Genomic DNA, 26423 nt, shown 5'->3' with positions numbered 1-26423 from the left:
CCGCTACTGCGGCGAGAGCAGCCGCACGATCCCGTCCAGCTGGTCGAGATCGCGATAGGCGATGGTCACCTTGCCGCCCTTCTTGCCGTGCTGGATGGCGATCTTGAGGCCCAGCCGGGTCATCAGGTCGCGCTCCAGCGCCTTGGTGTCGGCGTCGGCGGAGATGGGACCGGGGCCCGGCTTCAGCTTCTCGGCAGATGCGGCGAGCGCCTCGGTCTGCCGCACGTTCAGGCCGCGGGTGACGACCAGCTCGGCCAGCTTCACCGGGTCCGGCGCCGTCAGCAGGGCGCGGGCATGGCCGGCGGAGAGGCTGCCACGGGCTAGCATCTCCCGCACCTTGGGCGGCAGGGCCAGCAGGCGCAGCGTGTTGGCCACATGGCTGCGGCTCTTGCCGACGGCCTGGCCCAGCGCGTCCTGCGTCAGGCCGAACTCGTCGGAGAGGCGCTGGTAGCCCTGCGCCTCCTCCAGCGCGTTCAGGTCCTGGCGTTGCAGGTTCTCGACCAGCGCGGCGGCCAGCGCCATGCGGTCGTCCAGCTCATGGACGAAGACCGGCACCTCGTGCCGCTGCGCCAGCTGGGCGGCGCGCCAGCGGCGCTCGCCGCCGATGATCTGGTAATGCCCCGGCTGCCCCGGCTTCGGCCGCACCAGGATGGGCTGCAGCACGCCATGCTCGCGGATCGAGGCCGCCAGCTCGGCGAGGCCGGACTGGTCGATCGGCCCGCGCGGCTGGAAGGGGCCGGGCTCCATCGCCTCCACCGGCAGGGTGCGCGGAATGCTGGCGCCCGGCGAGGCGGGGGTGGCGGCGTTCTGATCGCCCAGCAGGGCGGAGAGCCCCATGCCCAGCCGGGGCGGCTTGCGTCCACTCATGCGGCCTTGTTCCCCCTCGCCCGTTCACGCCGCAGCAGCTCCGCGGCCAGCTGGATGTAAGCCTGCGCCCCGGTGGAGCGCGGGTCGTAGAGCAGCACCGGCAACCCGTGCGAGGGCGCCTCGCTGACCCGGATGTTGCGCGGGATGACGGTCTCGAACACGCGCTCGCGGAAGAAGGCGCGGACATCGGCCGCCACCAGCTCGGAGAGATTGTTGCGGCGGTCGAACATCGTCAGCACGATGCCATCCAGCGACAGGGCCGGGTTCAGCACGCGCTTCACCCGGTCGATGGTGCGGGTGATCTGCGAGACGCCCTCCAGCGCGAAGAACTCCGTCTGCAGCGGGATCATCACGGATTCCACCGCCACCAGCGCGTTCAGCGTCAGCAGGCCGAGCGAGGGCGGGCAGTCGATCAGGATGAAGTCGAAGTCGCGCAGCGTGTCGGCGCCGGCCTCCAGCGCCAGGCGCAGGCGGTGCTCGCGCTGGTCCATGCCCACCAGCTCGATCTCGGCACCCGCGAGGTCGTTGTCGGCGGGCAGCAGGAAGAGATCGGGCACCTTGGTGGGGCGCATCAGCTCGGCCAGCGGCTTCTGGCCGACGAGCAGGGCATAGCTGCCCTGGCCGCGCTCGCCCCGCTGCATGCCGAGGCCGGTGGAGGCGTTGCCCTGCGGGTCCAGGTCGATGACCAGCACGCGCTTCTTGGTGGCGAGCGCGGTGGCGAGGTTGATGGCGGTGGTGGTCTTGCCCACCCCGCCCTTCTGGTTGGCGAGTGCGATGCGGCGGAGGGTTTTATTCGCCGGCACGGTGGATTCCAGACATGCGAAGGATGGTGGCGTTCGGGTCGGTGCTGCTCTTGAACCGCTGCAGGGCCATTGTCCAGCCCGCCCCGGTGGCGGCCTCGATTTCCGCCTCGGCTCCCTGCCCTTTCGGGAACACGGCGACGCCATCGGGCGCCAGCAGGGCCTGGGCCCAGGGCAGCATCTTCTCCAGCGGCGCCAGGGCGCGGGCGGTCAGCACGGCGAGGGGCGGCAGGCGCACCGCCTCGATGCGGGCGGCATGGACCGTGACATGCGCCAGCCCCAGCTCGGCGGCGGCGGCCTGGAGGAAGGCGGCCTTGCGGCGGTCGGACTCCACCAGATGCACCGGGCGGCGCACGGCCATGGCCAGGACCAGCCCGGGGAAGCCACCGCCGGAGCCGAGATCGGCCATCGGCCCTTCCCCCTCCGGCAGCAGCGGCAGGAGTTGGAGAGAATCCTGGATATGCCGCTGGCGCAGCACGGCCGGGTCCTGGCTGGCCACCAGGTTGATGCGGGCATTCCAGCGCAGCAGCAGCGCCAGGAAGCGCTCCAGCCGCGCCTCTGTTTCACGTGAAACGGCCGGAGGGGGCAGAGTGTCGTGCAGATCCTGTTTCACGTGAAACGCTCCGTCTGGCGGCGCAGATGCACGGCAAGCGCCGCGAGCGCCGCAGGGGTGATGCCGGCCACACGCCCGGCGCCGCCCAGCGTGGCGGGCTGCGCCACGATCAGCCGCTGACGCATCTCATTGGAGAGGCCGGGAATAGCGGAGAAATCCATGCCGCGCGGGATGGCGGTGCGCTCCTCCTTCTCCAGCAGCCGCAGCTCGGCGGCTTGGCGCTGCAGGTAGGGGGCGTAGAGCGCCTCTGCCTCCACCTGGGCCCGCACGCCCGGCGGAAGGTCCCGCAGCCAGGGGAAGACCGCATCCACCGCCCCGGCCGCGACCTCCGGCAGGGCCAGCACCTCCAGCAGGCTGCGCCAACGGCCATCCTGGTTGATGGCGATGCCGGCCGCCTTCAGCGCCGCCGGGCTGCCGCCCTCGGTCCGGGCCCGCGCCAGGGCCTCGGCCACCGCCGCCTCGAAGGCGCGGAAGCGGGCGGCGCGCTCCGGCCCCACCACGCCCCAGCCGATGCCCTTGGCGGTCAGGCGCAGCCCGGCATTGTCGGCCCGCAGCGCCAGCCGGTGCTCGGAGCGCGCCGTCAGCATCCGGTAGGGCTCGCTGACGCCCTGCAGCACGAGGTCGTCCACCATCACGCCAAGATAGGCCTCGGTGCGGGCCAGCACCCGCTCCTCCGCCATGCCGCCCGCCAGCGCCGCCGCGTTGAGGCCGGCTAGCAGCCCCTGCGCCGCCGCCTCCTCATAGCCGGTGGTGCCGTTGATCTGCCCCGCCAGGAACAGCCCTGGCACGTCGCGCAGTTCCAGCGTCGGGCGCAGGGCGCGCGGATCCACATGGTCGTACTCGATGGCATAGCCCGGGCGCAGCACCACCGCCTTCTCCAGCCCGGGGATGGTGGCCAGGAAGACGCGCTGCACATCCTCGGGCAGGCTGGTGGAGATGCCGTTCGGGTAGATGGTCGGGTCGTCCAGCCCCTCCGGCTCCAGGAAGATCTGGTGCCGCTCCCGCTCGGCGAAGCGCACCACCTTGTCCTCGATCGAGGGGCAGTAGCGCGGCCCCACCCCCTGGATCTGCCCGGAATGGATCGGCGCCCGGTGCAGGTTGGCGCGGATCAGCGCATGACCCATCGGCGTGGTGGCGGTGATGCCGCATTCCACCTGCGGGTTGCCGATGCGCTCCGTCATCCAGGAAAGCGGCTCCGGCTCGGCATCGCCCGGCTGCATCTCGAGGCCTGCCCAGTCGATGCTGCGGCCGTCCAGCCGTGGCGGCGTGCCGGTCTTCAGCCGGCGCATCGGCAGGCCCAGCGCCTCCAGCGCCACCGCCAGCCCGACCGAGGGGGCATCCCCCACCCGCCCCGCCGGGATGCGCGTCTCGCCGATGTGGATCTCCCCGCGCAGGAAGGTGCCGGCGGTGATGACCAGCGCGCCGCAGGCGATGCGCGCGCCATCGGCGGTCAGCACCGCCACGACGCGCCCGGCGGCATCACGCTCCATCCCTTCCGCCGCCACGGCGCGGATGGTCAGGCCCGGCTGCGCCGCCAGCAGCGCCTGGATGGCCCGGCGGTAGAGCGCCCGGTCCGCCTGGGCGCGCGGCCCACGCACCGCCGGCCCCTTGCTGCGGTTGAGCAGCTTGAAGTGGATGCCGGCGGCATCGGCGGCACGGCCGATCAGCCCGTCCAGCGCATCCACCTCGCGCACCAGGTGTCCCTTCCCCACCCCGCCGATGGCGGGGTTGCAGGACATCTCGCCCAGGGTCTCAAGCTTGTGGGTCAGCAGCAGCGTGCGGGCGCCGCAGCGGGCGGCGGCCGCGGCGGCCTCGGTGCCGGCATGGCCGCCGCCCACCACCACCACATCGAAGGAATTCTCGCGCATGGCGGCACCCTATAGCAGGAAGTGGCCGGCGCCGGGCGAGGCGGCTGCAAAAAGCTGCGCGGCCGGCAGCCTCACTTGCCGATGCAGAAATCCCCGAACACCACGTCCAGCACCGCCTCCACCCCCACCCGTCCGGTCAGCCGTCCGAGCGCGCGCAGCGCGGCGCGCAGCGCCTCGGCCGCCAGTTCCGGCAAGGGGGCGCGGATGGCCTCCTCGATCCAGGCCGCCGCCTCGCCCAGCGCGGCGCGGTGGCGCGGCCGGGTCAGGCTGGCTTCCTCGGAAAGCCCGGCCCGCTCGGCCGCCACCGCCTCCAGCGCCGCCCGCAAGGCCGCCAGCCCCTCCCCGTCCCGCGCCGAGAGGGCGATGGGCGCTTGGCCGCCGATCGCGGCCGGCGCCGGCGCCAGATCGGTCTTGTTGGCCACCACCAGCGTGCCGGGGGCCAGCAGCGCCAGCGTCTCCGCATCGGGCGGCTGGTCGGCGGCAAAGACGGCGATCAGCAGGTCCGCCTCCTCCGCCCGCCGCCGGGCGCGGCGCACCCCCTCAGCCTCGATCTCGTCCGGCGTCTCGCGCAGCCCGGCGGTGTCGGCCAGCCAGACCGGCACGCCACCCAGCTCCAGCCGCACCTCCACGATGTCCCGCGTGGTGCCCGCACGGGCCGAGACGATGGCCGCCTCCCGCCCCGCCAGCGCGTTCAGCAGCGAGGACTTCCCGGCATTCGGCGCGCCGACGATGGCGCCCCACAGCCCTTCCCGCAGCCGCTCGCCGCGTCCGCCATCCGCCAGATGCGCGCCGATCTCGGCGGCCAGCGCCGCGCCTTCCCGCCGCACCTCCGCCTCCAGCGTGTTCGGCAGCCCATCCTCGGCGAACTCGATGGCCGCCTCCTGGTGCGCCAGCAGCCGCGTCAGCCGCTCTGCCCAGCCGGCGTAACGCACGGCCAGGGCGCCCCCCGCCTGCCGCAGCGCCTGCCGCCGCTGCGCCGCGGTCTCGGCGGCAATCAGGTCGGCGATGCCTTCCGCTTCCGTCAGGTCCATGCGGCCGTTGAGGAAGGCGCGGCGGGTGAACTCGCCCGGCTCGGCGGGGCGTGCGCCGCAGGCCAGAAGCGCCGCCGTCACCCCCTCCAGCACGGCGCGGCCGCCATGCAGGTGCAGCTCCGCCGCATCCTCGCCCGTGTAGGAACGCGGGCCGGGGAACCAGAGCACCAGCGCCTCGTCCAGCAGCTCGGCGCTCTCGGGGTGGCGCAGGCGGCGCAGGCTGGCCAGGCGCGGCGCGGGGCGGCCACCGGCGATCCGGTCGAGGACGGCGCCGCTGCCGGGGCCGGAGAGGCGCAGCAGCGAGACGGCCGCGCGGCCGCCGCCGGACGCCAGGGCGAAGATGGTGTCGAAGGACATGGGTGCAGATATCTTTCAAGCGCGGCCAGGGGGCGCCGCCCCCTGGACCTCCGCCGGGGCGGCGACGGCCGCCCCGGGCCCCGCGGTCAGCCTTTGGCGACCACGTCCTTCTCGATCAGCATCAGGCGGCGGGCGCGGCCGCCCTCGACCAGATGCGCCGCCAGGATCTCGTCGATGTCGGCCGTGGTCTCGGCCTTGTACCAGACGCCCTCGGGGTAGATGACGATAGCGGGGCCGAATTCGCAGCGGTCGAGGCACCCGGCCTGGTTCACCCGGATGCCGGGGATGCCAAGCTCCTTGGCGCGGGCCTTCATGTAGTCCTTCAGCTTCTCGCTGCCGCGCGCGGCGCAGGAGCCGCGGCGGTGCCCATCCGGGCGCCGGTTGCAGCAGACGAAGACATGCGCCTGGAAATAGGGGGGCGGATCGGAAAGGTCGTTCATCGGCGCGATTCCCTGAAGCCTGCCGGCCGGGGAGAAAGCCCCGCCGCCCGGCCCATTTAGGCAGCCCGGGCGGGGTCGGCCAAGGGGCCGGTCACGGTGGCGCCGCGCGGGTGCAGCCAGCCCTTGACGCTGCCGCCCACGCGTGTCGAATCGTACCCGCATGCCGCAGCTCTCACTCCTCTCCCCCCTCGGCGCGCTCACCCTGTCCGAGGAGGATGGGGCGATCGTGGCGCTCGACTGGGGCCGTGGCCGGGACCAGACGGAAACCCCCGTCCTCCTCGCCGCGCGCGACCAGCTCCAGGACTATTTCGACGGTCAGCGGATGGTCTTCGACCTTCCCCTGGCCCCGCATGGCAGCGCCTTCCAGCGGAGGGTCTGGGCCGCCCTGGCTGAGATCCCGCCCGGCGAGACGCGCAGCTACGCCGCCCTGGCCGCCGGCCTCGGCTCCGTGGCGCGGGCGGTCGGGCAGGCCAACGGCGCCAACCCGATTCCCATCATCATCCCCTGCCACCGCGTGGTCGGAGCCAACGGCGCGCTGGGCGGTTACTCCGGCGGCGAAGGCCCCGCCACCAAGCGCTACCTCCTGGACCTCGAACGACGCAGCCTGCGCCAGCAAGGAACCCTCCTATGAACCATGCCATCCGCATCCACGAACATGGCGGCCCCGAGAAGATGGTGTGGGAGGAAGTGCCCGTCCCCGCGCCAAAGCCCGACGAGGTGCTGGTCCGCCACGGCGCGGTGGGCCTGAACTACATCGACGTGTATTTCCGCACCGGCCTCTACAAGCTCCCCTCCCTCCCCGCCACGCTGGGCATGGAGGCGGCGGGGGTGGTCGAGGCGGTGGGCAGCGAGGTCTCCGGCCTCATGGTGGGGGACCGCGTGGCCTATGCCATGGCGCCCATCGGCGCCTACTGCCAGGCCCGCACCATCAAGGCGGACCGCCTGGTGAAGCTGCCCGACGGCATCGACGACAAGACCGCCGCCGGCATGATGCTGCAGGGCATGACCGCCCAGTACCTGCTGCGCCGCACCTACCCCGTGAAGGCGGGCGAGACCATCCTGGTGCATGCCGCCGCCGGCGGCGTCGGGCTGATCATGTGCCAGTGGGCGAAGCAGCTCGGCTGCACCGTCATCGGCACCGTCTCCACGCCGGAGAAGGCCGAGCTCGCCCGCGCCCACGGCGCCGAGCACGTGCTCATCTCCGGCCAGGACGACCTGCCCGCGCGGGTGAAGGAGATCACCAACGGCGCCATGCTGCCCGTGGTCTATGACAGCGTCGGCAAGGACACCTTCATGGCCTCGCTGGACTGCCTCGCCCCGCTCGGCATGATGGTCTCCTACGGCAATGCCTCGGGCGCCGTGCCGCCGGTCGATATCGGCATCCTCGCCGCCAAGGGCTCGCTCTTCCTGACGCGCCCGACGCTGGCCACCTACACCGCCAAGCATGCCGACCTGGTGGCCACGGCGACCGACCTGTTCTCCGTCGTGCTGTCCGGCGCGGTGAAGATCGAGGTCAACCAGACCTACGCGCTGAAGGATGCGGCCGAGGCGCACCGCGCCCTGGAAGGGCGCCGGACCACCGGCAGCACGGTGTTCATCCCCTGAGGCAGAGCCCGCCGGCCCCGGCGGGCCGGCCTGCGGCTCAGCCGGGCAGGAAGTAGCGGTAGCGGTAGATCTCCCGCATCCCCAGCGCCTCGTACAGGCCCCGCGCCGCGGTGTTGGTGGCCGAGACCTGCAGCCAGCCCGTGGTGGCGCCCTGCGCCTGCCCCCAGGCCGCGCCGGCGGCCAGCAGCCGGCGTGCCATGCCCCGGCGGCGGAAGGCGGGCGCCGTGGCGATGTCGAAGAAGCCCAGCAGCCGCCCATCGGCCGCCACCTGCCCCGCCGCGGCGGCCTGGCCTTCCACGCGCAGCAGCAGCCAGGCGGCCGGCACCATCATCAACGCCGGCGCCTGCAGCTTCTCGGCCCGCCGCTTCTCCGTCTGGTATTCCGCCGTGGCCAGGACCGAGAGCCACTCCTCGGTCGGTGCCGGCAGCACCTCCAGCGCGGCGTCCTCGGCGGCGAAGCCCGCCAGCGGCCCCGCCATCACCAGCGACGCATCGGCCTCGCGGTAGCCGCGTTCCAGCAGCGCCTCCTCCAGCCCGGGCGGGTCGAGCGGCGTGGAGCGGAAGCGCGGGGTCATGCCGACGCGCCGGTAGGCGGCGGCGATACGCTCCAGCCGCTCCGGAAGCCCGGCATCCTGCGAAGGGTCGATGGCGCTGGCCGCGTTGGCGCGCCCCGTGCCGCCCAGGAAGGCCCGCACCAGGAACGGCCCGTCGAACGCCGTGCGCAGCGCCGGCACGGCCGTGTGCGAGGCCCGCTCCAACTCCGCCACCGAGACACCCTGCCAGGACCTGCCCTGCATCCGCCCATCCCCTTCTGTCGGCCCGGCGCACCCTAGCGCCACGGGCGGAGAAGCGAGGCACGCAGTCCGCGAAGGGCAGAGGTCATAAAAAAGCCCGGGGAATGAATTCCCCCGGGCCTTTCTGTCAGGCTGCCGCAGGGGAGCCGAGGCGCGGGCCGCGACGCCGGGCCGGAGCGTCCCGGCGCAGCATTGCAATCCCGTCCCGGCCCTGACCGGCAGCTTGCAGAAAAATCAGGTGTTCATGGCGTCGAAGAAGTCCTGGTTGGTCTTGCTGTACTTCAGCTTGTCCAGCAGGAACTCCATCGCATCCTGCGTGCCCATCGGGTTCAGGATACGCCGCAGCACCCACATCTTGGTCAGGGTGGCGCGGTCGATCAGCACCTCCTCCTTGCGCGTGCCGGACTTGGTGATGTCGATGGCGGGGAAGACGCGCTTGTCGGAGAGCTTGCGGTCGAGGATCAGCTCGGAGTTGCCGGTGCCCTTGAACTCCTCGAAGATCACCTCGTCCATGCGGCTGCCCGTGTCGATCAGGGCGGTCGCGATGATCGTCAGGCTGCCGCCTTCCTCGATGTTGCGGGCGGCGCCGAAGAAGCGCTTCGGCCGCTGCAGGGCGTTGGCATCCACGCCGCCGGTCAGCACCTTGCCCGAGGACGGCACCACCGAGTTGTAGGCGCGGCCAAGGCGGGTGATGGAGTCGAGCAGGATCACCACGTCCCGCTTGTGCTCGACCAGCCGCTTGGCCTTCTCCAGCACCATCTCCGTCACCTGCACGTGGCGGGTGGCCGGCTCGTCGAAGGTGGAGGCCACGACCTCGCCGCGCACGGTGCGGGCCATGTCGGTGACTTCCTCGGGCCGCTCATCGATCAGCAGGACGAGCAGGAAAACGTCGGGGTGGTTGGCGCTGATGCTGCGGGCGATGTTCTGCAGCATCACGGTCTTGCCGGTGCGCGGCGGCGCCACCACCAGCGCGCGCTGGCCCATGCCGATCGGCGCCACCAGGTCGATGACGCGCGGCGTGTAGTCCTTCTGGATGCCCTTCGCGACGCTCTCGAACTCCGGGTTCTCCATCTTCAGCCGGCGCGTCGGATAGAGCGGGGTGAGGTTGTCGAAGTTGATCCGGTGGCGCAGCGCCTCGGGCGGCTCGAAATTGACGGTGTTGACCTTCAGCAGCGCGAAGTAGCGCTCCCCGTCCTTCGGCGCGCGGATCTGCCCCTCCACCGTGTCGCCGGTGCGCAGGCCGAAGCGGCGCACCTGGGCGGGGGAGACATAGATATCGTCCGGGCCGGGGAGGTAGTTGGACTGGGGGCTGCGCAGGAAGCCGAAGCCATCCGGCAGGATCTCCAGCGTGCCGTCGCCATGGATCGCCTGATCGTTCTCCGCCAGCTGCTTCAGGATCGCGAACATCATGTCCTGCTTGCGCAGGATGGATGCGTTCTCGATCTGCAGCGACTCGGCGAAAGCGAGCAGGTCGGCGGGGCTCTTGGCCTTGAGTTCAGAGAGGTGCATGGGTCGGACGCATTCCGTTCCGGCGGGGAGCAGTCGGGACATCTGCGGAGGGCGGGCAGCGCGGCCTGCCTGCGAGCCGTGGCCGCATGAGGAACGCGGCCGGCCATGTCCCGGATAAGGAGGGAGGGAGTCTCGGCGCCAGAACAGGCGAAACCCTGCGCTTAACGCCCTTGACGGGAAGTGCCGAAGGCTAGGTTCGCCCGCCGGACTCCGTCAATGGGCAAAGTAGACCACGCAGCGCGATTTTCAAGGCAGCCGGCGGCGATTTTCAGCGCCGCCTCGGCGGTACCTCAGAACGGCTTCACGATCACCATGATGACGATGAGGATCAGCAGCACCGTCGGCACCTCGTTCATGGCGCGCCAGTAGCGCTCGGTGCGGTGCCGGGCATCGGCGACGAACGCCTTCCGGGCATAGGCCAGGTGGTGATGGAACCAGGTCATGCCCAGCAGCCCGGCCAGCTTGCCGTGCCACCACCCGGCCGACCAGTCCACCACCCCCGGCGTCAGCACCAGGGTCACGCCGAAGATCCAGGCCGAGATCATCGCCGGGTTCATGATGCCGCGCAGCAGGCGGCGCTCCATCACCTTGAACAGCTCGCTCTGCGCCGAGCCGGGCTCGGCGGGGGTGTGATAGACATAGAGCCGCGGCAGGTAGAACAGCCCCGCCATCCAGGCAAAGACCGAGAGCAGGTGCAGCGACTTGGTCCAGGGGTACCAGCCGGCGAGGAAGCCCAGGTCCATCAGCCGACTCCCAGCAGGCCGGGCAGCTCGTCCATGTGGCGGAAGGGCTCGGCCCCCTGGGCGCGCAGCATCGCCTCCGGCATGTCCCACACCAGCGCCAGCACGCGGCAGCCGGCGGCGCGGCCGGCGCGGATGCCGGGCAGGCTGTCCTCCACCACCACGCAATCCTCCGGCGCGGCGCCGCAGGAGAGGGCGGCGGCGCGGTAGATGTCGGGGTAGGGCTTCGGCCGGTCCACATCCTCGAAGGAGAAGACGCGCCCCTCGAAGGCCGCCGCCAGGTCGAGCCGCCCCAGCTTCGCCGACAGCTCGGCGCGGGAGGAGTTGGAGGCGCAGGCCAGCGTCATCCCCGCCGCGCGCAGCGCCGCCACGGCGGCCTTGGCGCCCGGCACCGGCACCACGTCGCGCGCCATCCGCTCGGTCAGGCGGCGGGACATGCGGGCGGGCCAGTCATCCGGCACGGGGCCGAAGCGCTGCTCGATGATCGGCATCATGTCCGGCACGGCGCGGCCGAGGAAGATGTGCTGGCATTCCTCGGGCGAGACCGGCCAGCCGCGCTCCGTCAGCTCCTCGGCCACGACCATGGCGGCCAGCGCCTCGCTGTCGGCCAGCACGCCATCGCAGTCGAACAGGATGGCGGCGGGCCGGGAGGCGGCGGCGCGCATCACGCGGCGTCCCGGGCGCGGGCGTGCGGGCAGTCGCGGTGCACCTTGGGGCATTGCCGGGCGCCGGCGAAGGAGCAGAGCGCCCGGTTGCCGCCGCGCACCCGCCGCACCAGCCCGGCCAGCGAATCGATGAAGCCGGCATCGCTGTTCTGCGCCGGCACGCGGAAATAGCCGGGCAGGTGCAGCTTGTGGGCCAGCTCCTTGTACTCGACATCCAGCTCCACCAGCGTCTCGGAATGCTCCGAGACGAAGGCGATGGGGCTGACCAGCACCGCCACCTTGTCCTTCGCCGCGTGCTCCAGCGCCGTCTCCAGCGAGGGGCCGATCCATTTCTGCGGCGTGACGCGGGACTGGTAGCAGATGCCGCTGTCCAGCCCCTCGATGCCGAGCTGGCGCACCACCGCCTCCACCGTGCGCTCCACCTGCCACTGGTAGGGGTCGCCGCGCTTGACGATGCTCTCCGGCAGGCCGTGGGCGGAGAACAGCAGGCGCAGCCTCACCCCCTCCGGCAGCTCGGCGCGGGCGGAATCGTAGGCCGCGCGCACCATGGCGGCGGTGGAGCGGGCGAAATCCTCGTCCGAATGGAAGCAGCACAGCGCCTTGGTGGGCAGGTCCAGCCCCACCTTCGCGCAGGCTTCCTGCCAGTCCTCCATGGAGGAGCCGGTCGTGGTGGTGGAGAATTGCGGGTAGAGCGGCAGCAGCACCGCCTCCTCCGCGCCCCACGCCTTCACCGCCCGCGCCGCCTCCTCGGCGAAGGGGTGCCAGTAGCGCATGGCGATGAAGCAGCGCGCCTCCACCTCCGGCGCCAGGGCCCGCTCCAGCGCGGCGCCCTGCTCCTCCGTCAGCTCGCGCAGCGGGGACTTGCCACCGAGGATGGCGTAGTTCTCGCTGGCCGCCTTGGTGCGGCGCGCGGCGATGAACTTCCCCAGCCAGGGCCGGATGAAGCCCGGCACCCGCAGGATGGCGGGGTCGGTGAACAGGTTCTCCAGGAAGGGCCGGACCGCTTCCGGCGCGTCCGGCCCACCGAGGTTGAAGAGGATGATGGCGACGCGGGGGCGGTGGGGTTCGGACATGGTTCCGGAAATGCCACGGAAGGGGGTTTGGTCAAGAGGCAGGCGGATGACAGGAGAGCGGAATCGGGAGCTCCGGGCCAGGCATCCCGCAACCGTTCCTTGTCCCGGCGGGTCGGCTTCCCTAGTTGGAGGCCTGAAATGGCCTTGCAGGCGCTGACATGACTGAAAAGAATGATCCTGTGATGAACGACCAGACCCAGCCCGCGGAAACGCCGGCCGCCGAACAGCAGCAGACCCCCGCCCAGCCCGCCGACGCCATGGCGCGCCTCGCCGAGCTGGAGGCCGAGCTGGCGCAGGTGAAGGACCGCTGGCTGCGCTCCGAGGCGGAGATGCAGAACCTGCGCGCCCGCACCAAGCGCGAGGTGGAGGATGCCCGCGCCTATGCGGTGCAGAAATTCGCCCGCGACGTGGTGGAGGCCGCCGACAACCTCCGCCGCGGCCTGGAGGCGCTGCCCGCCCCCCGGGAGGACGAGGCCGAGCTGCTGACCAAGCTGCGCGGCGGCTTCGAAGGGGTGGAGCGGGCCTTCCTCGCCATCCTGGAGCGCAACGGCGTGGCCAAGCACGATGCCACCGGCAAGCCCTTCGACCCCGAGCTGCACCAGGCGATGGCGCAGCAGCCGCCGCCGGAAGGCGTGGCCGTGGGCACCGTCATCCAGGCCTGGACCCCGGCCTGGACGCTGAACGGCCGCCTGCTGAAGCCCGCCATGGTGGTGGTGGCCGGCGAGGGCGTCTCGGAAACCGCGTGAGCGGCGGAATAAGCGGTGGAATAAGCGGCGGAATGAGCGGTGGACCGGGCGCCATGGCGCTGCGGCCCGTCGCCGCGGCCGAGCACCCTGCCCTGCTGGCCCTGAACAACCGGCACGCCGCGGCGGTGAACGCCCTCACGCCCGAGGCCTTCGCCGCCCAGTGCGCCGGCGCCCTGCTGGCGCTGGCCGCCTGGGAGGGGGAGCGGCTGCTCGGCTTCCTCCTGGCCTTCGGGCCGGAGACGCCGGAGCGCGGCCCCAACCACGCCTGGATGCGCGCCCGCCACCCGGAGGCCGCCTATGTCGACCGCGTGGTGGTGGACGCGGCGGCGCAGGGCCAGGGCCTCGGCCGCCGGCTCTATGCCGCGCTGGCCGCCCTGCCGGGCGTGGCGGCGCTGGGCTGCGAGGTGAATCTCGACCCGCCCAACCCGCAGAGCATGGCCTTCCACCGGCGGCTGGGCTTCCGCCCCGTCGGCCAGGCGACGGACCCGCGCAACGGCAAGCGGGTGGAATACCTGCTCTGCTCCGCTGCACGTTTTTTGCGCAGCCCGGGCGAGTCGCCCTTGTCCGGGGCGGCGCGGCTCAATACATCGCAGTCACAACCGTCCGGCACCGCTTTCCCGCCCGGGCGGTCACCCCAACACCCCGCCTGATGAGAACAGGGGATGGGCGCGGCGCCAGAGACAGGGCCGCCCCCATCCGCCGCAAAGGAGAACTCGGATGAGCAAAGTCATCGGCATCGATCTCGGCACCACCAACAGCTGCGTCGCCATCATGGAAGGCGGCGATGTGAAGGTGCTGGAGAATTCCGAGGGCGCGCGTACCACCCCGTCCATGGTCGCCTTCGCCAAGAATGGCGAGCGGCTGGTGGGCCAGGCCGCGAAGCGCCAGGCGGTGACCAACCCGACCGACACGCTGTTCGCCGTGAAGCGCCTGATCGGGCGCCGCTTCGACGACAAGATGGTGCAGAAGGAAGCGGGCCTCGCCCCCTTCAAGATCATCCGCGCCGACAATGGCGATGCGTGGGTCGAGGCCGGCGGGCAGAAGCAGGCGCCGCAGCAGATCAGCGCCAACGTGCTGACCAAGATGAAGGAGACGGCCGAGGCCTATCTCGGCGAGAAGGTGACGCAGGCCGTCATCACCGTCCCCGCCTACTTCAACGACAGCCAGCGCCAGGCCACCAAGGAGGCGGGCGCCATCGCCGGCCTCGAGGTGCTGCGCATCATCAACGAGCCGACGGCCGCCGCCCTCGCCTACGGCATGGACAAGAAGGCCACCGGCACCATCGCGGTCTATGACCTCGGCGGCGGCACCTTCGACGTCTCGATCCTCGAGATCGGCGACGGCGTGTTCGAGGTGAAGTCCACCAACGGCGACACCTTCCTGGGCGGCGAGGATTTCGACCAGCGCGTCATCGACTACCTGGCGGACGAGTTCAAGAAGGAGAACGGCATCGACCTGCGCGGCGACAAGCTCGCCCTGCAGCGCCTGAAGGAGGCCGCCGAGAAGGCCAAGATCGAGCTGTCGAGCGCCAAGCAGACCGAGATCAACCTGCCCTTCATCACCGCCGACGCCACCGGGCCGAAGCACCTCGTCCTGCAGCTCTCCCGCGCCAAGCTGGAGAGCCTGGTGGACGACCTGGTGCAGCGGACGCTGGAGCCCTGCAAGCTGGCGCTGAAGGATGCCGGGCTGAACGCCGGCGAGATCGACGAGGTGATCCTGGTCGGCGGCATGACCCGCATGCCCAAGGTCATCGAGGCGGTGAAGACCTTCTTCGGCAAGGAGCCGGCCCGCAACGTCAACCCCGACGAGGTGGTCGCCATCGGCGCCGCCATCCAGGGCGGCGTGCTGAAGGGCGAGGTGAAGGACGTTCTTCTTCTGGATGTGACGCCGCTCTCCCTGGGTATCGAAACCCTGGGTGGTGTCTTCACGCGCCTCATTGATCGCAACACGACGATCCCGACCAAGAAGAGCCAGACCTTCTCCACCGCCGACGACAACCAGACCGCGGTCACCATCAAGGTGTTCCAGGGCGAGCGCGAGATGGCGGCGGACAACAAGCTGCTGGGCAATTTCGACCTGCAGGGCATCACCCCGGCTCCCCGTGGCGTGCCGCAGATCGAGGTCTCCTTCGACATCGACGCCAACGGCATCGTGTCGGTCAGCGCCAAGGACAAGGCGACGGGCAAGGAGCAGCAGATCAAGATCCAGGCGAAGTCCGGCCTGTCGGACGCCGATATCGAGCGCATGGTGAAGGACGCCGAGGCGAATGCCGAGGCCGACAAGAAGCGGCGCGAGGCGGTCGAGGCCAAGAACCAGCTCGAGGCGCTGATCCACACGACCGAGAAGTCGCTGAAGGACAACGCCGAGAAGGTGCCGGAGGCCGAGAAGGGCGAGGCCGAGGCTGCGCTGGCCGCGGCCCGCACGGCGCGCGAGGGCGACGACCTGGAGGCGATCAAGGCCGCCACGGAGCGCCTGGGCGCCGCCGCGATGAAGGTGGGCGAGGCCGTCTACAAGGCCGCCCCCGCCGAGGGCGCGGCCGAGGCCCAGGCCCAGCCCGGTGCGGAGACCAAGCCGGGCGAGAAGGTGGTGGACGCCGAGTTCGAGGATGTCGACCCCAGCAAGAAGAAGCCCAGCTGAGGCGCCCAGCGCTAGGGTGAATCAGCCGCGCTGAATCCACGGGCGCCCGGCTCCGACGAAGGGGTCGGGCGCATCGTCGTTCCGGAGCTTGGGGGACAGGCCGCACCATGGCCAAGAAGGACTACTACGAGACCCTGGGCGTGGCCCGGGGCGCGGGCGAGGATGAGCTGAAGAAGGCTTACCGCAAGCTCGCCATGAAATATCACCCGGACCGCAACCCGGGCGACAAGGCCGCCGAGACCTCCTTCAAGGAGGTGAACGAGGCCTATGACGTGCTGAAGGACGCCGAGAAGCGTGCCGCCTATGACCGCTTCGGCCATGCCGCCTTCGAGGGCGGCGGCGGCGGGCCGGGTGCCGGCGGCTTCGGCGGCGGCAACCCGTTCGGCGGCGGCGGCTTCGAGGACATCTTCGCCGAGATGTTCGGCCAGTTCGGCGGCGGCGCCGGGCGGCGCGGCGGCGGCGCGGCGGCCGGCCGCGGCGCCGATCTGCGCCACGCGGTGGACATCTCGCTGGAGGAGGCCTTCGCCGGCACGCGCACGACCATCCGCGTGCCCACCAGCGTGCAGTGCGACGCCTGCGACGGCACCGGCGCCGAGGGCAAGGCCAGCAGCGCGCAGCAGACCTGCACCACCTGTGCCGGCGCCGGCAAGGTGCGGGCGCAGCAGGGCTTCTTCCTGATCGAGCGCACCTGCCCCACCTGCGGCGGCACCGGGCGCGTCATCAAGAACCCCTGCAAGGTCTGCCAGGGCGCCGGCCGCGTGCAGCGCGAGCGGACGCTGAACGTCACCATCCCGGCCGGGGTGGAGGACGGCACGCGCATCCGCCTCTCGGGCGAGGGGGAGGCCGGGCTGCGCGGCGCCCCGGCGGGCGATCTCTACGTGGACATCGCCGTCCGCCCGCACGCGCTGTTCCAGCGCGACGGCGCCAACATCTTCGTCCGGGTGCCGCTGCGCATGACGCAGGCGGCGCTGGGCGGCGCGGTGGAGGTGCCGACCATCGATGGCGGGCGCTCGCGCGTCACCATCCCCGCCGGCACCCAGACGGGCGACCAGTTCCGCCTGCGCGGCAAGGGCTTCTCCGTGCTGCGCTCGGCGGCGCGGGGGGACATGTATGTGCAGGTGGCGGTCGAGACGCCGCAGAACCTCACCGCCCGCCAGCGCGAGCTGCTGGAGCAGTTCGAGGGCGAGGTGGGGCAGAACGGCAATTCCTCGCCCGAGAGCGAAGGCTTCTTCGCCAAGGTGAAGGATTTCTGGGACGGGCTGGGGCGGTAGAACAGCCGCCGCGCCGGGCGGAGGAGGCACCCCCTCCCCCGGCACCCGCCCTCCGTTTCACGGGAAACAGCATGACGCTCCGCATCGGCATCGCCGGCCTCTCGGGCCGCATGGGCACGCTTCTCACCGAGGAGGTGGCGGCCGCCGGCGCCACCCTGGCCGGCGGCACCGGGCGCGGCGACGATGCCGGCGCGCTCTTCGCGCAGAGCCAGGTGGTGATCGACTTCACCAACGCCGCCACGGCCGAGACGCATGCGGCGCTGGCGGCGCGGCACGGCAAGCCGCTCATCCTCGGCTCCTCCGGCCTCTCGGCGGCGCAGGAGGCGGCGGTGGCCGCGGCGGCGGAGTCCGTGCCGGTGGTCTATGCCGCCAATTTCTCGCCCGGCGTGGCGCTGCTCTTCGCCATGGCCGAGCGCATGGCCGCCGCCCTGCCGCCCGAGCAGTACGACGCCGAGATCGTCGAGATGCACCACCGGCAGAAGGTGGACGCCCCCTCCGGCACCGCCATCGGCCTCGGCCGCGCCGTGGCGCGCGGGCGCGGCAAGACGCTGGAGGAGGTCGGCATGGAGAGTGGCCGGGACGGGCATACCGGCCCCCGCGCCACCGGCCCGATCGGCTTCGCCGCGCTGCGCGGCGGGCAGGTGGTGGGCGAGCACACCCTGCTCTTCGCCGCCGGCAGCGAGCACATCGCCCTCACCCACCGCAGCTTCGACCGGCGCGTCTATGCCACCGGCGCGGTGCGGGCGGCGCTGTGGGCGGCGCGGCAGCCGGCCGGCCTCTACGACATGAAGCATGTGCTCGGGATGGGCTGAAGGCAGCGCGCGGCGGGGGCGGCAGCCCCCTGCGCGTGACGCCGCGATGAAACGCGGCACTGCGATGCCCCTTCCTCCCTTGACCCCCCGTGCGGCGCTTGCGACACAGCGCGCGCCGCGATTCCGCGGGGGATAGCCAGGCCGGGGCGAGCCGGTCGCCATCGCGACAAGAGGACGATAAGGCCATGCGCGACAAGGGCGAATATCTGTTCACCTCGGAGTCCGTCTCCGAAGGCCACCCCGACAAGGTTGCCGACCGCATCAGCGACACGGTGCTGGACGCCTTCCTGGAAGCCGACCCGTATGCCCGCGTGGCCTGCGAGACGCTGGTCACCACCAACCGCATCATCCTGGCCGGCGAGACGCGCGGCCCGGCGAGCGTGACGCCCGAGCTGCTGATGCACCTCGCGCGCATGGCGGTGCATGACATCGGCTACGACCAGGAAGGCTTCTCCTGGAAGAACGCCGAGATCGCCTGCCACCTGCACGCCCAGTCCGCGCACATCGCCCAGGGCGTCGACGCCTCCGGCGAGAAGGACGAGGGCGCCGGCGACCAGGGCATCATGTTCGGCTATGCCTGCACCGAGACGCCGGACCTGATGCCGGCGCCGCTCTACTACGCGCACCTGATCCTGCGCCGCATCGCCGAGCGCCGCCGCACCAACGACAAGTCGGTGCGCGGCCTGCTGCCGGATGCCAAGAGCCAGGTGACGCTGCGCTACGTGGACGGCAAGCCGGTCGGCGTCGCCTCGGTGGTGGTCTCGACCCAGCACGAGGAGGGCATGACCCAGGCGCAGGTGCGCGATCTGGTCCGCCCGATCGTGGTGAGCAGCCTGCCCGAGGGCTGGAGCGTGCCGGAGGACGAGTTCTACGTGAACCCGACCGGCACCTTCGTCATCGGCGGCCCCGACGGCGATTGCGGCCTGACGGGCCGCAAGATCATCGTCGACACCTATGGCGGTGCCGCGCCGCATGGCGGCGGCGCCTTCTCGGGCAAGGACCCGACCAAGGTGGACCGCTCGGCCGCCTATGCCTGCCGCTACCTGGCCAAGAACGTGGTCGCCGCCGGCCTGGCCGAGAAGTGCACCATCCAGGTCTCCTACGCCATCGGCGTGGCCAAGCCGCTCTCGGTCTATTTCGACCTGCACGGCACGGGGCGCGACGTCGACGAGGTGAAGCTGGCCAAGGTCGTCAACGACATGGTCAACCTCTCCCCCCGCGGCATCCGCGAGCACCTGCACCTGAACCGCGCCATCTATGCGCCGACCTCGGCCTATGGCCATTTCGGCCGCACGCCGGACCCGGAGAAGGGCACCTTCACCTGGGAGAAGACCGACCTGGCCGCCGAGCTGAAGCGCGCCTTCGGCCGCTGAGCTGCCTTCGCGGCGGGAGGGGCAGGTCCCCTCCCGCCCGCGCCCGCCTTCCGCGTGGCGCCGTCCCGGGGAAGTTTTCCCCTGAATCCACACGGTTTTCCCCAGCATGAGCGAAGCGCCGCCCCCCGTTCCCGACCGGCTCTACGGGCGCCGCCGCGGCCACCCGCTGCGCCAGCGCCAGCAGCGCCTGATGGACGTCACGCTGCCCCGCCTCGCCCTCGACCCGGCCGACCCGCTGGCGGCCTTCCCGATGCGCCCGCGGGAGCTGTGGCTGGAGGTGGGCTTCGGCGGCGGCGAGCACGCGCTGGCGCAGATCGAGGCCAGCCCCCAGGCCGGGCTGATCGCGGCCGAGGTGTTCGAGAACGGCATCTGCTCGCTGCTGACGCGGCTGGTGCCGGAGGAGCAGGAGGCCACCGCGCCGCTGCCGCCCAACCTGCGCCTCTGGACGGAGGATGCGCGCCGCCTGCTGCGCACCCTGCCCGAGGCCAGCCTCTCCCGCCTGTTCCTGATGTTCCCCGACCCCTGGCCGAAGGCGCGCCACGCCAAGCGCCGCTTCGTCCACCCCAGCATCATCCCCGTGCTGGCGCGGGCCATCCGCCCGGGCGGCGAATGGCGCATCGCCACCGACGACCCGACCTACCAAGAATGGGTGGTGGAGGTGATGGGCGCGCAGGATGCCTTCACCCGCGTCTCGCTCGAGCTGAGCCGCCCCGAGGGCTGGCCCGGCACGCGCTACGAGGCCAAGGCGCTGCGCGAGGGCCGGCAGCCCATGTACTGGGTGTGGCGCCGCCAGGGTTAAGCTACCCTGCGTTGCAGGGCCGCCACGGTGCCGCGGCTCTTTTTGTATCCCTGAACAAGGGAATTGACGTGACCTCACCGCTCACGACAACGTGCGGTGGTGATGCTGCAACTTTCCCCCGACCCCGAGCATGAAGCTGGCCGTCGTGGCGCGGAGGCCCTGGCCGCCGAGCGGGGGGGGAATCTGCCCTGGTGCGGGCCGGCGGCCGTCGCCCTGGCCTCGGGGTGCAGCTACGCCGAGGCCTGCGCCCTGCTGCGTGCCGCCTCTCCCCCGCACTATCCGGCCACGGGCGAGATCGTCACCGCCTACTGGCGGGACGTGGTGGCGGCGCTCGGCATGGCCCGGGTGCGCTGCACGCCGCTTCCCCTCTCCGCCCTCCCCTTCTCCCGCCGCCCCACCCTGATCGGCCTGGCGCGGCGCGGCGGGCTGGAGGAAGGCCTCTACCTCGTGCGGGTGACCGGCCATTTCCTGCTGCTGCGGCTGCATGGCTTTGGCCTGGCGCAGGTGCACGACAACCGCCTGTCCGGCGCCGTGCTCTCCGTCCACACGCACGGTCTCTGCCGCGTGACGCATGTGGCGCGGCTGGAGCGGGCGCTGCCGCAGGGCTGACCGGCGCCGGCCCCCGGCCCCCGGCCCCCGGCCCGGACCTTGCCGGGGCAAGCCGGGCGAAGCGCGGGTTTTCTTGTATTTACCGGCACACAGGATTATATGAGGCGCAGAACATCTTCGCTGCACAGTCAGGGGGGTGGCCTTAGCGGGCCGCCTTTTTTGTTTTTTGGAAGACGATCTGCCACAGAATGAGGGCCTTGAGGCCCGCATTGCCGCCACCATCCAGCCGACGCTGTCGGCGATGGGCTACGAGATCGTGCGCGTGCAGATCCAGGGCAAGCAGACTCCCACCGTCCAGATCATGGCCGACCGCACGGACGGCCGGCCGATCGGGGTGGGGGACTGCGAGGCGATCAGCCATGCCGCCGGCGCCGTGCTGGACGTGGACGACCCCTTCACCGGCGAGTGGAACCTCGAGGTTTCCTCGCCCGGCATCGACCGCCCGCTGACCCGCACCAGGGACTGGCAGCGCTTCGCCGGCCATGTGGCGACGGTGGAGATGAGCATTCCCTTCGAGGGTCGGCGCCGCTTCCGCGGCATCGCGCTTGGCGCGGACGAGGCGGTGGTGCGGCTGCGGCTGGAGGATGGCGCCGAGGTGGCGCTGCCCCGGGCCGACATGCGCCGCGCCAAGCTGGTGCTGACCGATGAACTGATCGCTGCCACCGCGGCCGAGGCCGCCCGGTTCCGGGAGGCGGAGGACGACTCCGACGAGGAACCCGGCCGCCCGCCCCACGCCAGGAGGAACTGAGGACCATGGCCGCAGACGTTGCCATTGCCCGCCCGGAGCTGCTGCAGGTCGCCGAGGCCGTCGCCCGCGAGAAGATGATCGAGCGCGACGAGGTGCTGGAGGCGATGGAGCAGGCCATCCAGAAGGCCGGCCGCGCCAAGTACGGGCACGAGAAGGACATCCGCGCCGTCATCGACCGCCGCTCCGGCGAGGTGAAGCTCTCCCGCTGGACCGAGGTGGTGGAGCAGGAGCCGGTCGAGAACGAGGCGACCCAGATCCCGCTGCGAATCGCGCAGAAGATCAGGCCCGGCATCGCGGTGGGCGAGTTCATCGTCGACCCCCTGCCGCCGATCGATTTCGGCCGCATCGCCGCGCAGACCGCCAAGCAGGTGATCGTGCAGCGGGTGCGCGAGGTGGAGCGCAGCAAGCAGTTCAACGAGTACAAGGACCGCGTCGGCGAGATCATCAACGGCGTGGTCAAGCGCACCGAGTACGGCAACCTGATGGTCGATCTCGGCCGTGCCGAGGCCCTGCTGCGGCGCGACGAGACCATCCCGCGCGAGGCCTTCCGCAACGGCGACCGCGTGCGCGCCTACATCTACGACGTGCGCGAGGAGCCGCGCGGACCGCAGATCTTCCTGTCGCGTACGCATCCCGGCTTCCTGGCCAAGCTGTTCGCCCAGGAAGTGCCGGAGATCTACGACGGCATCATCGAGATCAAGGCCGTGGCCCGCGACCCGGGCAGCCGCGCCAAGATGGCGGTGATCAGCCGCGACTCGAGCATCGACCCGGTCGGCGCCTGCGTCGGCATGCGCGGCAGCCGCGTGCAGGCGGTGGTGGCCGAGCTGCAGGGCGAGAAGATCGACATCATTCCCTGGTCCCCCGACAACCCCACCTTCGTGGTGAACGCTCTGGCCCCGGCCGAGGTCTCCAAGGTGGTGATGGACGACGACAGCAAGCGGGTTGAAGTCGTCGTGCCGGATGACCAGCTTTCCCTCGCGATCGGGCGCCGCGGCCAGAATGTCCGCCTTGCCTCCCAGCTCACGCGCTGGGACATCGACATCCTTACCGAGGCCGAGGAAAGCGAGCGCCGGCAGGAGGAGTTCCGCAAGCGGACCGGCCTGTTCGTCGAGGCGCTGGACGTGGACGACGTCATCGCCGGCCTGCTGGTGACCGAGGGTTTCGGCTCCGCCGAGGAGCTGGTGGACGTGCCGGACGAGGATCTCGCCGGCATCGAGGGCTTCGACGAGAACGTGGCCGCCGAGCTGAAGCGCCGCGCCCAGGGCTTCCTGGACCGGCGCGACGAGCAGCTCGACGAGAAGCGCCGCGCCCTCGGCGTCGAGGACGCGGTGGCCGAGGCGGGTGGGTTCAGCCCCGCCATGCTGGTGACTCTGGGCGAGAAGGGCGTGAAGTCGCTCGACGACCTGGCCGACCTGGCAGCCGATGAGCTGATCGAGATCCTCGGCGCCGAGGCGGTGGACGAGGAAACGGCGAACGCCATCATCATGGCCGCGCGCGAGCACTGGTTCGCGTCGGAAGAGAAGGGCAGCGCCGAGGAGAAGGGTGACGACCAGCAATCCTGATACCGTGCCGGCCCCGCCCCCCGAGGATGTCTCCCTGGAGACCGCCGAGGGGGAAGGGCCCGAGCCGGAACTGAAAGGCCCGCTGCGCCGCTGTATCGTGACGCGGGAGAGCCTGCCCAAGGAAGCGATGATCCGCTTCGTGCTGGGGCCGGACCGGCAGGTCGTGCCCGATCTCGCCGGGCGGCTGCCCGGGCGGGGAATGTGGTTGAGCGCGCGGGCCGATGTGCTAGAACGCGGCCTGACCAAGGGCGCCTTCTCGAGGGCGGCCCGCGGGCAGGTGCAATTGCCCCCCGACCTTCGCGCCCGGATTGAGACTGGCCTCAAGGTTCGCATCCGCGACCAGGTGGGGCTTGCGCGCAGGGCCGGACAGGCCGTGAGCGGCTTCCAGCAGGTGCGCGAATGGCTGAAGGCCGGACGGGCCGCCGCGCTGGTCGAGGCGAGTGACGGCAGCCCCGCCGAGCGGGCGAGGCTGATGGGAAGCCGCAAGGCTCCCCTGATTGATGTTCTGACGGCAAAGGAATTGGGCGCGGTGTTCGGACGGGATCATGCGGTACACGTGGCGATAGCCCCCGGACGGATCGCCGACATGTTGGTGCAGGAGGCGGGCCGTCTGGCCGCCGTCTCCGGTATCGCGAACGGAGCGGGGACGTGAGCCCGGCAACGGCTCGCGATAGGATTGATGGCACAAGACGGATCGGGTTCAGGCGAACGAATGAGCGACCAGAATGAACAGGATGCTGCCAAGGGCCGGCTGAGCCTTCGGCCCAGCGGTCTCATGGACCGTGGGAAGACCGAGGCTGCCGGGACTGTGCGGCAGTCCTTCAGCCATGGTCGCGGCAAGACCGTGCAGGTTGAAGTGGTGAAGAAGCGCGCCGGTGGCCCGCCCGCGCCGGGCGCCAAGCCCGCCGGCGGCCCACAGCAGGCCAGCGGCCCCCGCCCGGCGGGCGGCCCGCAGCGCGCCAGCGGCCCCGTCAACCGGGGCGGCAGCGGCTCGGCCACCGGCCGGCCGCTGACCCAGGCCGAGCAGGCGAACCGCCTGCGCGTGCTGGAGGAGATGCGCCGCCAGGAGGCCCAGCGCCAGCGCGAGGAGCGCGAGCGCCAGGCCCTGATGGTGCGCAGCGCCGCCGAGGAAGCCGCCCGCAAGGCGGAAGAGGACCGCCGCGCCGCCGAGGAGGCCGCGCTGCGCGCCGAGCAGGAAGCGCGCGAGAAGATCGAGGCCGAGGCCCGCCGCAAGGTGGAGGAGGAGGCCCGCCGCAACGCGCCGCAGCCGCCCGCCGCCGCACGTCCGGCCGCCGCGCCGGGCAGCGCGCGCCCGATGGGGCCGCGTCCGGCCGCCGGCCCGAATGCCGGCCCCGGTGGCGCGCCGCGCCGCCCGGGTGGCCCCGCCGCGGCGCCCGCCGCCGCGCCGGCCGGCGCCGCGCCGCGCCTGACGCTGCGTGGCCGCGAGGGCGAGGAGGAGGAGCGCCGCCCCGCCATCCGCCGCCCCGGCATGCCTGCCATGCCGGCCAAGAAGCCGGCCGCCGCGCCGACCAAGAAGCCGGCCGCCGGTGGCGACCGCCGCCGCGACGGCAAGATCGACGTCGCCGCCGCGATCGAGGGCGAGGACGAGCGCAGCCGCTCCATGGCCTCCGTCCGCCGCGCCCGTGAGCGCGAGCGCCGGCAGCAGGAGCTGCAGCGCCTCCGCTCGGACGGCGTGAAGGTGGTGCGCGACGTGGTGGTGCCGGAAGCCATCACCGTGCAGGAGCTCGCCAACCGCATGGCCGCCCGTGGCGGCGAGGTGGTGAAGGCGCTGTTCCGCATGGGCGTGATGGCGACGCTGACCCAGACCATCGACGCCGATACGGCGGAGCTGGTGGTCAACGAGTTCGGCCACCGCGTGCGCCGCGTCTCCGAGTCGGATGTCGAGCAGGGGCTGGAAGGCACCGTCGATGCCGACGAGGACATGCTGCCGCGTCCGCCGGTCGTCACCATCATGGGCCATGTCGACCACGGCAAGACCAGCCTGCTGGACGCGCTGCGCAAGACCGACGTGGCGGCGCGCGAGGCGGGTGGCATCACCCAGCATATCGGCGCCTACCAGGTGACGGTGCAGGGCGGCCAGAAGGTCACCTTCATCGACACGCCGGGCCACGCCGCCTTCACCGCCATGCGCGCCCGCGGCGCCAGCGTGACGGACATGGTGGTGCTGGTGGTGGCCGCCGATGACGGCGTGATGCCGCAGACGATCGAGGCGATCCACCACGCGAAGGCGGCCGGCGTGCCGCTGATCGTGGCGGTCAACAAGATCGACAAGCCGGGCGTCAACCTCGACCGCGTGCGGCAGGAGCTGCTGCAGCACGAGATCGTGGTGGAGAGCCTGGGCGGCGACACCATGGAGATCCAGGTCTCCGCCACCAAGGCGATGAACCTCGACAAGCTGCTGGAAGCCATCCTGCTGCAGGCCGAGGTGCTGGACCTGAAGGCGAACCCGAACCGGGGCGCCGAGGGCACGGTGATCGAGTCCAAGCTGGACAAGGGCCGCGGGCCGGTGGCCACGGTGCTGGTGCAGAAGGGCACGCTGCGCCAGGGCGACATGGTGGTGGCCGGCGCCGAGTGGGGCCGCGTGCGCGCCATGCTCGACGACAAGGGCCGCCAGCTGAAGGAGGCCGATCCGAGCCTCCCGGTCGAGATCCTGGGCCTGTCCGGGGTTCCGGCGGCGGGCGAGCCGCTCTCCTTCGTCGAGGATGAGGGCCGGGCGCGCGAGATCAGCGAGTTCCGCCAGCGCAAGCTGCGGGAGAAGCAGGCGGCCGCCGCCGGCGCCGCCCGTGGCACGCTGGCCGACATGATGGCCCGCGTCGCCGCCGGCGAGCAGAAGGAAGTGGCCGTCGTCGTGAAGGCGGATGTGCAGGGTTCGGCCGAGGCGCTCGGCGTGACCCTGAACAAGCTGTCGCGCGACGAGGTGAAGGTGCGGGTGCTGCACTCGGCGGTCGGCCAGATCACCGAGAGCGACATCCAGCTCGCCAAGGCCTCCAACGCCATCGTTGTCGCCTTCAACGTCCGCGCCACGGCGCAGGCGCGGGAGCTGGCGCAGCGCGAGGGCGTCGACATCCGCTACTACTCGATCATCTACGAGGTGGCGGACGACGTGGAGCAGCTGGTGCGCGGCAAGCTGGCGCCGATCCAGCGCGAGAAGTTCCTGGGCTACGCGCAGATCCTCGAGGTGTTCGAGGTCAAGCGCCTGGGCAACATCGCGGGCTGCCGCGTCACCGAGGGCGTGGTGCGCCGCGGCTGTGGCGTCCGCCTGCTGCGGGATGGCATCGTCATCCATCAGGGCGAGCTGGCGACGCTCCGCCGCTTCAAGGACGACGTCAAGGAAGTCACCAATGGCTACGAGTGTGGCATGAGCTTCGCCAACTACGACGCCATCAAGGTCGGCGACCAGATCGAGTGCTACGAGACCGAGACGGTGGCCGCCGTCTGAACGGAAAGCGCCGGGGGAAGGAATTCCCCCGGCACCCCCTTCTTT

25 protein-coding genes are annotated in these 26423 nt (G+C 71.6%); 14 read left to right on the top strand and 11 right to left on the bottom strand.

Going from position 1 to position 26423, the window contains the following annotated elements; translation table 11 throughout:
• Positions 1-3: 3 nt before the first annotated feature.
• The 6 genes from CR165_RS04830 to CR165_RS04805 form a co-directional block, all read right to left on the bottom strand.
• Complete coding sequence (locus tag CR165_RS04830; RefSeq protein WP_109515815.1) at positions 4-867, bottom strand: ParB/RepB/Spo0J family partition protein; 864 nt, start codon at positions 865-867, stop codon at positions 4-6.
• Positions 864-1670 carry a ParA family protein gene (locus tag CR165_RS04825; protein ID WP_109515814.1) on the bottom strand — a complete coding sequence of 269 codons (807 nt, stop codon included), beginning with the start codon at positions 1668-1670 and terminating at the stop codon, positions 864-866. Before CR165_RS04825 ends, CR165_RS04830 begins: the two co-directional genes overlap by 4 nt.
• Positions 1657-2280: a 16S rRNA (guanine(527)-N(7))-methyltransferase RsmG gene (gene rsmG, locus CR165_RS04820; protein WP_109515813.1), complete on the bottom strand. Its 624-nt coding sequence runs from the start codon at positions 2278-2280 to the stop codon at positions 1657-1659. The genes CR165_RS04825 and rsmG overlap by 14 nt, the downstream gene beginning before the upstream one ends.
• Positions 2277-4148, bottom strand: coding sequence for a tRNA uridine-5-carboxymethylaminomethyl(34) synthesis enzyme MnmG (mnmG, locus tag CR165_RS04815; RefSeq protein ID WP_109515812.1), 1872 nt, complete (start codon positions 4146-4148; stop codon positions 2277-2279). Before mnmG ends, rsmG begins: the two co-directional genes overlap by 4 nt.
• Positions 4149-4219: 71 nt before the next feature.
• A complete protein-coding gene (gene mnmE, locus CR165_RS04810) occupies positions 4220-5536 on the bottom strand; it encodes a tRNA uridine-5-carboxymethylaminomethyl(34) synthesis GTPase MnmE (RefSeq protein WP_109515811.1) in 1317 nt (438 codons plus the stop codon).
• Positions 5537-5622: 86 nt separating this feature from the next.
• Positions 5623-5976, bottom strand: coding sequence for a (2Fe-2S) ferredoxin domain-containing protein (locus CR165_RS04805; RefSeq protein ID WP_109515810.1), 354 nt, complete (start codon positions 5974-5976; stop codon positions 5623-5625).
• A 160-nt stretch (positions 5977-6136) separates the two neighbouring features.
• On the opposite strand from CR165_RS04805, the gene CR165_RS04800 reads away from it, so the two are divergent.
• Positions 6137-6607 carry a methylated-DNA--[protein]-cysteine S-methyltransferase gene (locus CR165_RS04800; RefSeq protein WP_109515809.1) on the top strand — a complete coding sequence of 157 codons (471 nt, stop codon included), beginning with the start codon at positions 6137-6139 and terminating at the stop codon, positions 6605-6607.
• Positions 6604-7581 (top strand): quinone oxidoreductase family protein, encoded by a 978-nt coding sequence (locus CR165_RS04795; protein WP_109515808.1) that lies wholly within the window; start codon positions 6604-6606, stop codon positions 7579-7581. Before CR165_RS04800 ends, CR165_RS04795 begins: the two co-directional genes overlap by 4 nt.
• 37 nt (positions 7582-7618) lie before the next feature.
• Here the strand turns inward: CR165_RS04795 and CR165_RS04790 are convergent, their stop codons facing one another.
• From CR165_RS04790 to hemH, 5 genes are all read right to left on the bottom strand, one after another.
• A complete protein-coding gene (locus CR165_RS04790) occupies positions 7619-8377 on the bottom strand; it encodes a GNAT family N-acetyltransferase (protein WP_109515807.1) in 759 nt (252 codons plus the stop codon).
• A gap of 231 nt (positions 8378-8608) precedes the next feature.
• Positions 8609-9883, bottom strand: a complete 1275-nt coding sequence (rho, locus tag CR165_RS04785) for a transcription termination factor Rho (protein ID WP_109515806.1) — start codon at positions 9881-9883, stop codon at positions 8609-8611.
• 290 nt (positions 9884-10173) lie between these two features.
• A complete protein-coding gene (gene hemJ / locus CR165_RS04780) occupies positions 10174-10626 on the bottom strand; it encodes a protoporphyrinogen oxidase HemJ (RefSeq protein ID WP_109515805.1) in 453 nt (150 codons plus the stop codon).
• Entirely contained in the window at positions 10626-11288 is a 663-nt protein-coding gene (locus tag CR165_RS04775) for an HAD family hydrolase (protein WP_109515804.1), read from the bottom strand. Before CR165_RS04775 ends, hemJ begins: the two co-directional genes overlap by 1 nt.
• Positions 11288-12361: a ferrochelatase gene (hemH, locus tag CR165_RS04770; RefSeq protein ID WP_109515803.1), complete on the bottom strand. Its 1074-nt coding sequence runs from the start codon at positions 12359-12361 to the stop codon at positions 11288-11290. Before hemH ends, CR165_RS04775 begins: the two co-directional genes overlap by 1 nt.
• 182 nt (positions 12362-12543) lie before the next feature.
• On the opposite strand from hemH, the gene CR165_RS04765 reads away from it, so the two are divergent.
• The 12 genes from CR165_RS04765 (at position 12544) to infB (ending at position 26378) form a co-directional block, all read left to right on the top strand.
• Entirely contained in the window at positions 12544-13107 is a 564-nt protein-coding gene (locus tag CR165_RS04765; RefSeq protein ID WP_245906111.1) for a nucleotide exchange factor GrpE, read from the top strand.
• Positions 13108-13139: 32 nt separating this feature from the next.
• Positions 13140-13757: a GNAT family N-acetyltransferase gene (locus CR165_RS04760; protein WP_219929682.1), complete on the top strand. Its 618-nt coding sequence runs from the start codon at positions 13140-13142 to the stop codon at positions 13755-13757.
• Positions 13758-13824: 67 nt separating this feature from the next.
• The gene (dnaK, locus tag CR165_RS04755; protein ID WP_109515800.1) at positions 13825-15744 is read left to right on the top strand and encodes a molecular chaperone DnaK; all 1920 of its coding nucleotides are present in this window, start codon (positions 13825-13827) and stop codon (positions 15742-15744) included.
• A gap of 107 nt (positions 15745-15851) precedes the next feature.
• Positions 15852-17015 (top strand): molecular chaperone DnaJ, encoded by a 1164-nt coding sequence (gene dnaJ / locus CR165_RS04750; RefSeq protein ID WP_109515799.1) that lies wholly within the window; start codon positions 15852-15854, stop codon positions 17013-17015.
• 71 nt (positions 17016-17086) lie between these two features.
• Positions 17087-17827 carry a 4-hydroxy-tetrahydrodipicolinate reductase gene (gene dapB / locus CR165_RS04745; RefSeq protein ID WP_109515798.1) on the top strand — a complete coding sequence of 247 codons (741 nt, stop codon included), beginning with the start codon at positions 17087-17089 and terminating at the stop codon, positions 17825-17827.
• A 185-nt stretch (positions 17828-18012) separates the two neighbouring features.
• Positions 18013-19200, top strand: coding sequence for a methionine adenosyltransferase (gene metK / locus CR165_RS04740; protein ID WP_109515797.1), 1188 nt, complete (start codon positions 18013-18015; stop codon positions 19198-19200).
• 106 nt (positions 19201-19306) lie between these two features.
• The gene (gene trmB / locus CR165_RS04735; RefSeq protein ID WP_109515796.1) at positions 19307-19999 is read left to right on the top strand and encodes a tRNA (guanine(46)-N(7))-methyltransferase TrmB; all 693 of its coding nucleotides are present in this window, start codon (positions 19307-19309) and stop codon (positions 19997-19999) included.
• Positions 20000-20101: 102 nt separating this feature from the next.
• A complete protein-coding gene (locus CR165_RS04730) occupies positions 20102-20608 on the top strand; it encodes a hypothetical protein (RefSeq protein WP_146201824.1) in 507 nt (168 codons plus the stop codon).
• 166 nt (positions 20609-20774) lie between these two features.
• On the top strand, positions 20775-21356 hold the full coding sequence (rimP, locus tag CR165_RS04725; RefSeq protein WP_181378000.1) for a ribosome maturation factor RimP: 582 nt from the start codon (positions 20775-20777) through the stop codon (positions 21354-21356).
• 5 nt (positions 21357-21361) lie between these two features.
• A complete protein-coding gene (gene nusA, locus CR165_RS04720) occupies positions 21362-22918 on the top strand; it encodes a transcription termination factor NusA (protein WP_109515793.1) in 1557 nt (518 codons plus the stop codon).
• A gap of 34 nt (positions 22919-22952) precedes the next feature.
• Complete coding sequence (locus CR165_RS04715) at positions 22953-23570, top strand: RNA-binding protein (protein ID WP_109515958.1); 618 nt, start codon at positions 22953-22955, stop codon at positions 23568-23570.
• Between the two features lie 60 nt (positions 23571-23630).
• On the top strand, positions 23631-26378 hold the full coding sequence (gene infB, locus CR165_RS04710) for a translation initiation factor IF-2 (protein WP_109515792.1): 2748 nt from the start codon (positions 23631-23633) through the stop codon (positions 26376-26378).
• Positions 26379-26423: the final 45 nt, after the last annotated feature.

Origin of the sequence: Teichococcus aestuarii (assembly GCF_003116135.1) — a bacterium.
In the GTDB taxonomy this organism is placed as follows: Bacteria; Pseudomonadota; Alphaproteobacteria; order Acetobacterales; family Acetobacteraceae; genus Pseudoroseomonas; species Pseudoroseomonas aestuarii.
Note: the sequence above shows the minus strand (reverse complement) of the source record. Positions and strands in the feature narration are given on the sequence as shown.

Coding starts and splice junctions, on each gene's coding strand:
- hemJ (WP_109515805.1), bottom strand. CDS start 10,626: ATGGACCTGGGCTTCCTCGCCGGCTGGTACCCCTGGACCAAGTCGCTG.
- trmB (WP_109515796.1), top strand. CDS start 19,307: ATGAGCGAAGCGCCGCCCCCCGTTCCCGACCGGCTCTACGGGCGCCGC.
- CR165_RS04775 (WP_109515804.1), bottom strand. CDS start 11,288: ATGCGCGCCGCCGCCTCCCGGCCCGCCGCCATCCTGTTCGACTGCGAT.
- nusA (WP_109515793.1), top strand. CDS start 21,362: ATGGCCGCAGACGTTGCCATTGCCCGCCCGGAGCTGCTGCAGGTCGCC.
- metK (WP_109515797.1), top strand. CDS start 18,013: ATGCGCGACAAGGGCGAATATCTGTTCACCTCGGAGTCCGTCTCCGAA.
- dapB (WP_109515798.1), top strand. CDS start 17,087: ATGACGCTCCGCATCGGCATCGCCGGCCTCTCGGGCCGCATGGGCACG.
- CR165_RS04805 (WP_109515810.1), bottom strand. CDS start 5,976: ATGAACGACCTTTCCGATCCGCCCCCCTATTTCCAGGCGCATGTCTTC.
- CR165_RS04800 (WP_109515809.1), top strand. CDS start 6,137: ATGCCGCAGCTCTCACTCCTCTCCCCCCTCGGCGCGCTCACCCTGTCC.
- CR165_RS04795 (WP_109515808.1), top strand. CDS start 6,604: ATGAACCATGCCATCCGCATCCACGAACATGGCGGCCCCGAGAAGATG.
- infB (WP_109515792.1), top strand. CDS start 23,631: ATGAGCGACCAGAATGAACAGGATGCTGCCAAGGGCCGGCTGAGCCTT.
- CR165_RS04760 (WP_219929682.1), top strand. CDS start 13,140: ATGAGCGGTGGACCGGGCGCCATGGCGCTGCGGCCCGTCGCCGCGGCC.
- CR165_RS04765 (WP_245906111.1), top strand. CDS start 12,544: ATGAACGACCAGACCCAGCCCGCGGAAACGCCGGCCGCCGAACAGCAG.
- CR165_RS04790 (WP_109515807.1), bottom strand. CDS start 8,377: ATGCAGGGCAGGTCCTGGCAGGGTGTCTCGGTGGCGGAGTTGGAGCGG.
- mnmE (WP_109515811.1), bottom strand. CDS start 5,536: ATGTCCTTCGACACCATCTTCGCCCTGGCGTCCGGCGGCGGCCGCGCG.
- dnaK (WP_109515800.1), top strand. CDS start 13,825: ATGAGCAAAGTCATCGGCATCGATCTCGGCACCACCAACAGCTGCGTC.
- hemH (WP_109515803.1), bottom strand. CDS start 12,361: ATGTCCGAACCCCACCGCCCCCGCGTCGCCATCATCCTCTTCAACCTC.
- CR165_RS04830 (WP_109515815.1), bottom strand. CDS start 867: ATGAGTGGACGCAAGCCGCCCCGGCTGGGCATGGGGCTCTCCGCCCTG.
- dnaJ (WP_109515799.1), top strand. CDS start 15,852: ATGGCCAAGAAGGACTACTACGAGACCCTGGGCGTGGCCCGGGGCGCG.
- CR165_RS04730 (WP_146201824.1), top strand. CDS start 20,102: ATGCTGCAACTTTCCCCCGACCCCGAGCATGAAGCTGGCCGTCGTGGC.
- mnmG (WP_109515812.1), bottom strand. CDS start 4,148: ATGCGCGAGAATTCCTTCGATGTGGTGGTGGTGGGCGGCGGCCATGCC.
- rho (WP_109515806.1), bottom strand. CDS start 9,883: ATGCACCTCTCTGAACTCAAGGCCAAGAGCCCCGCCGACCTGCTCGCT.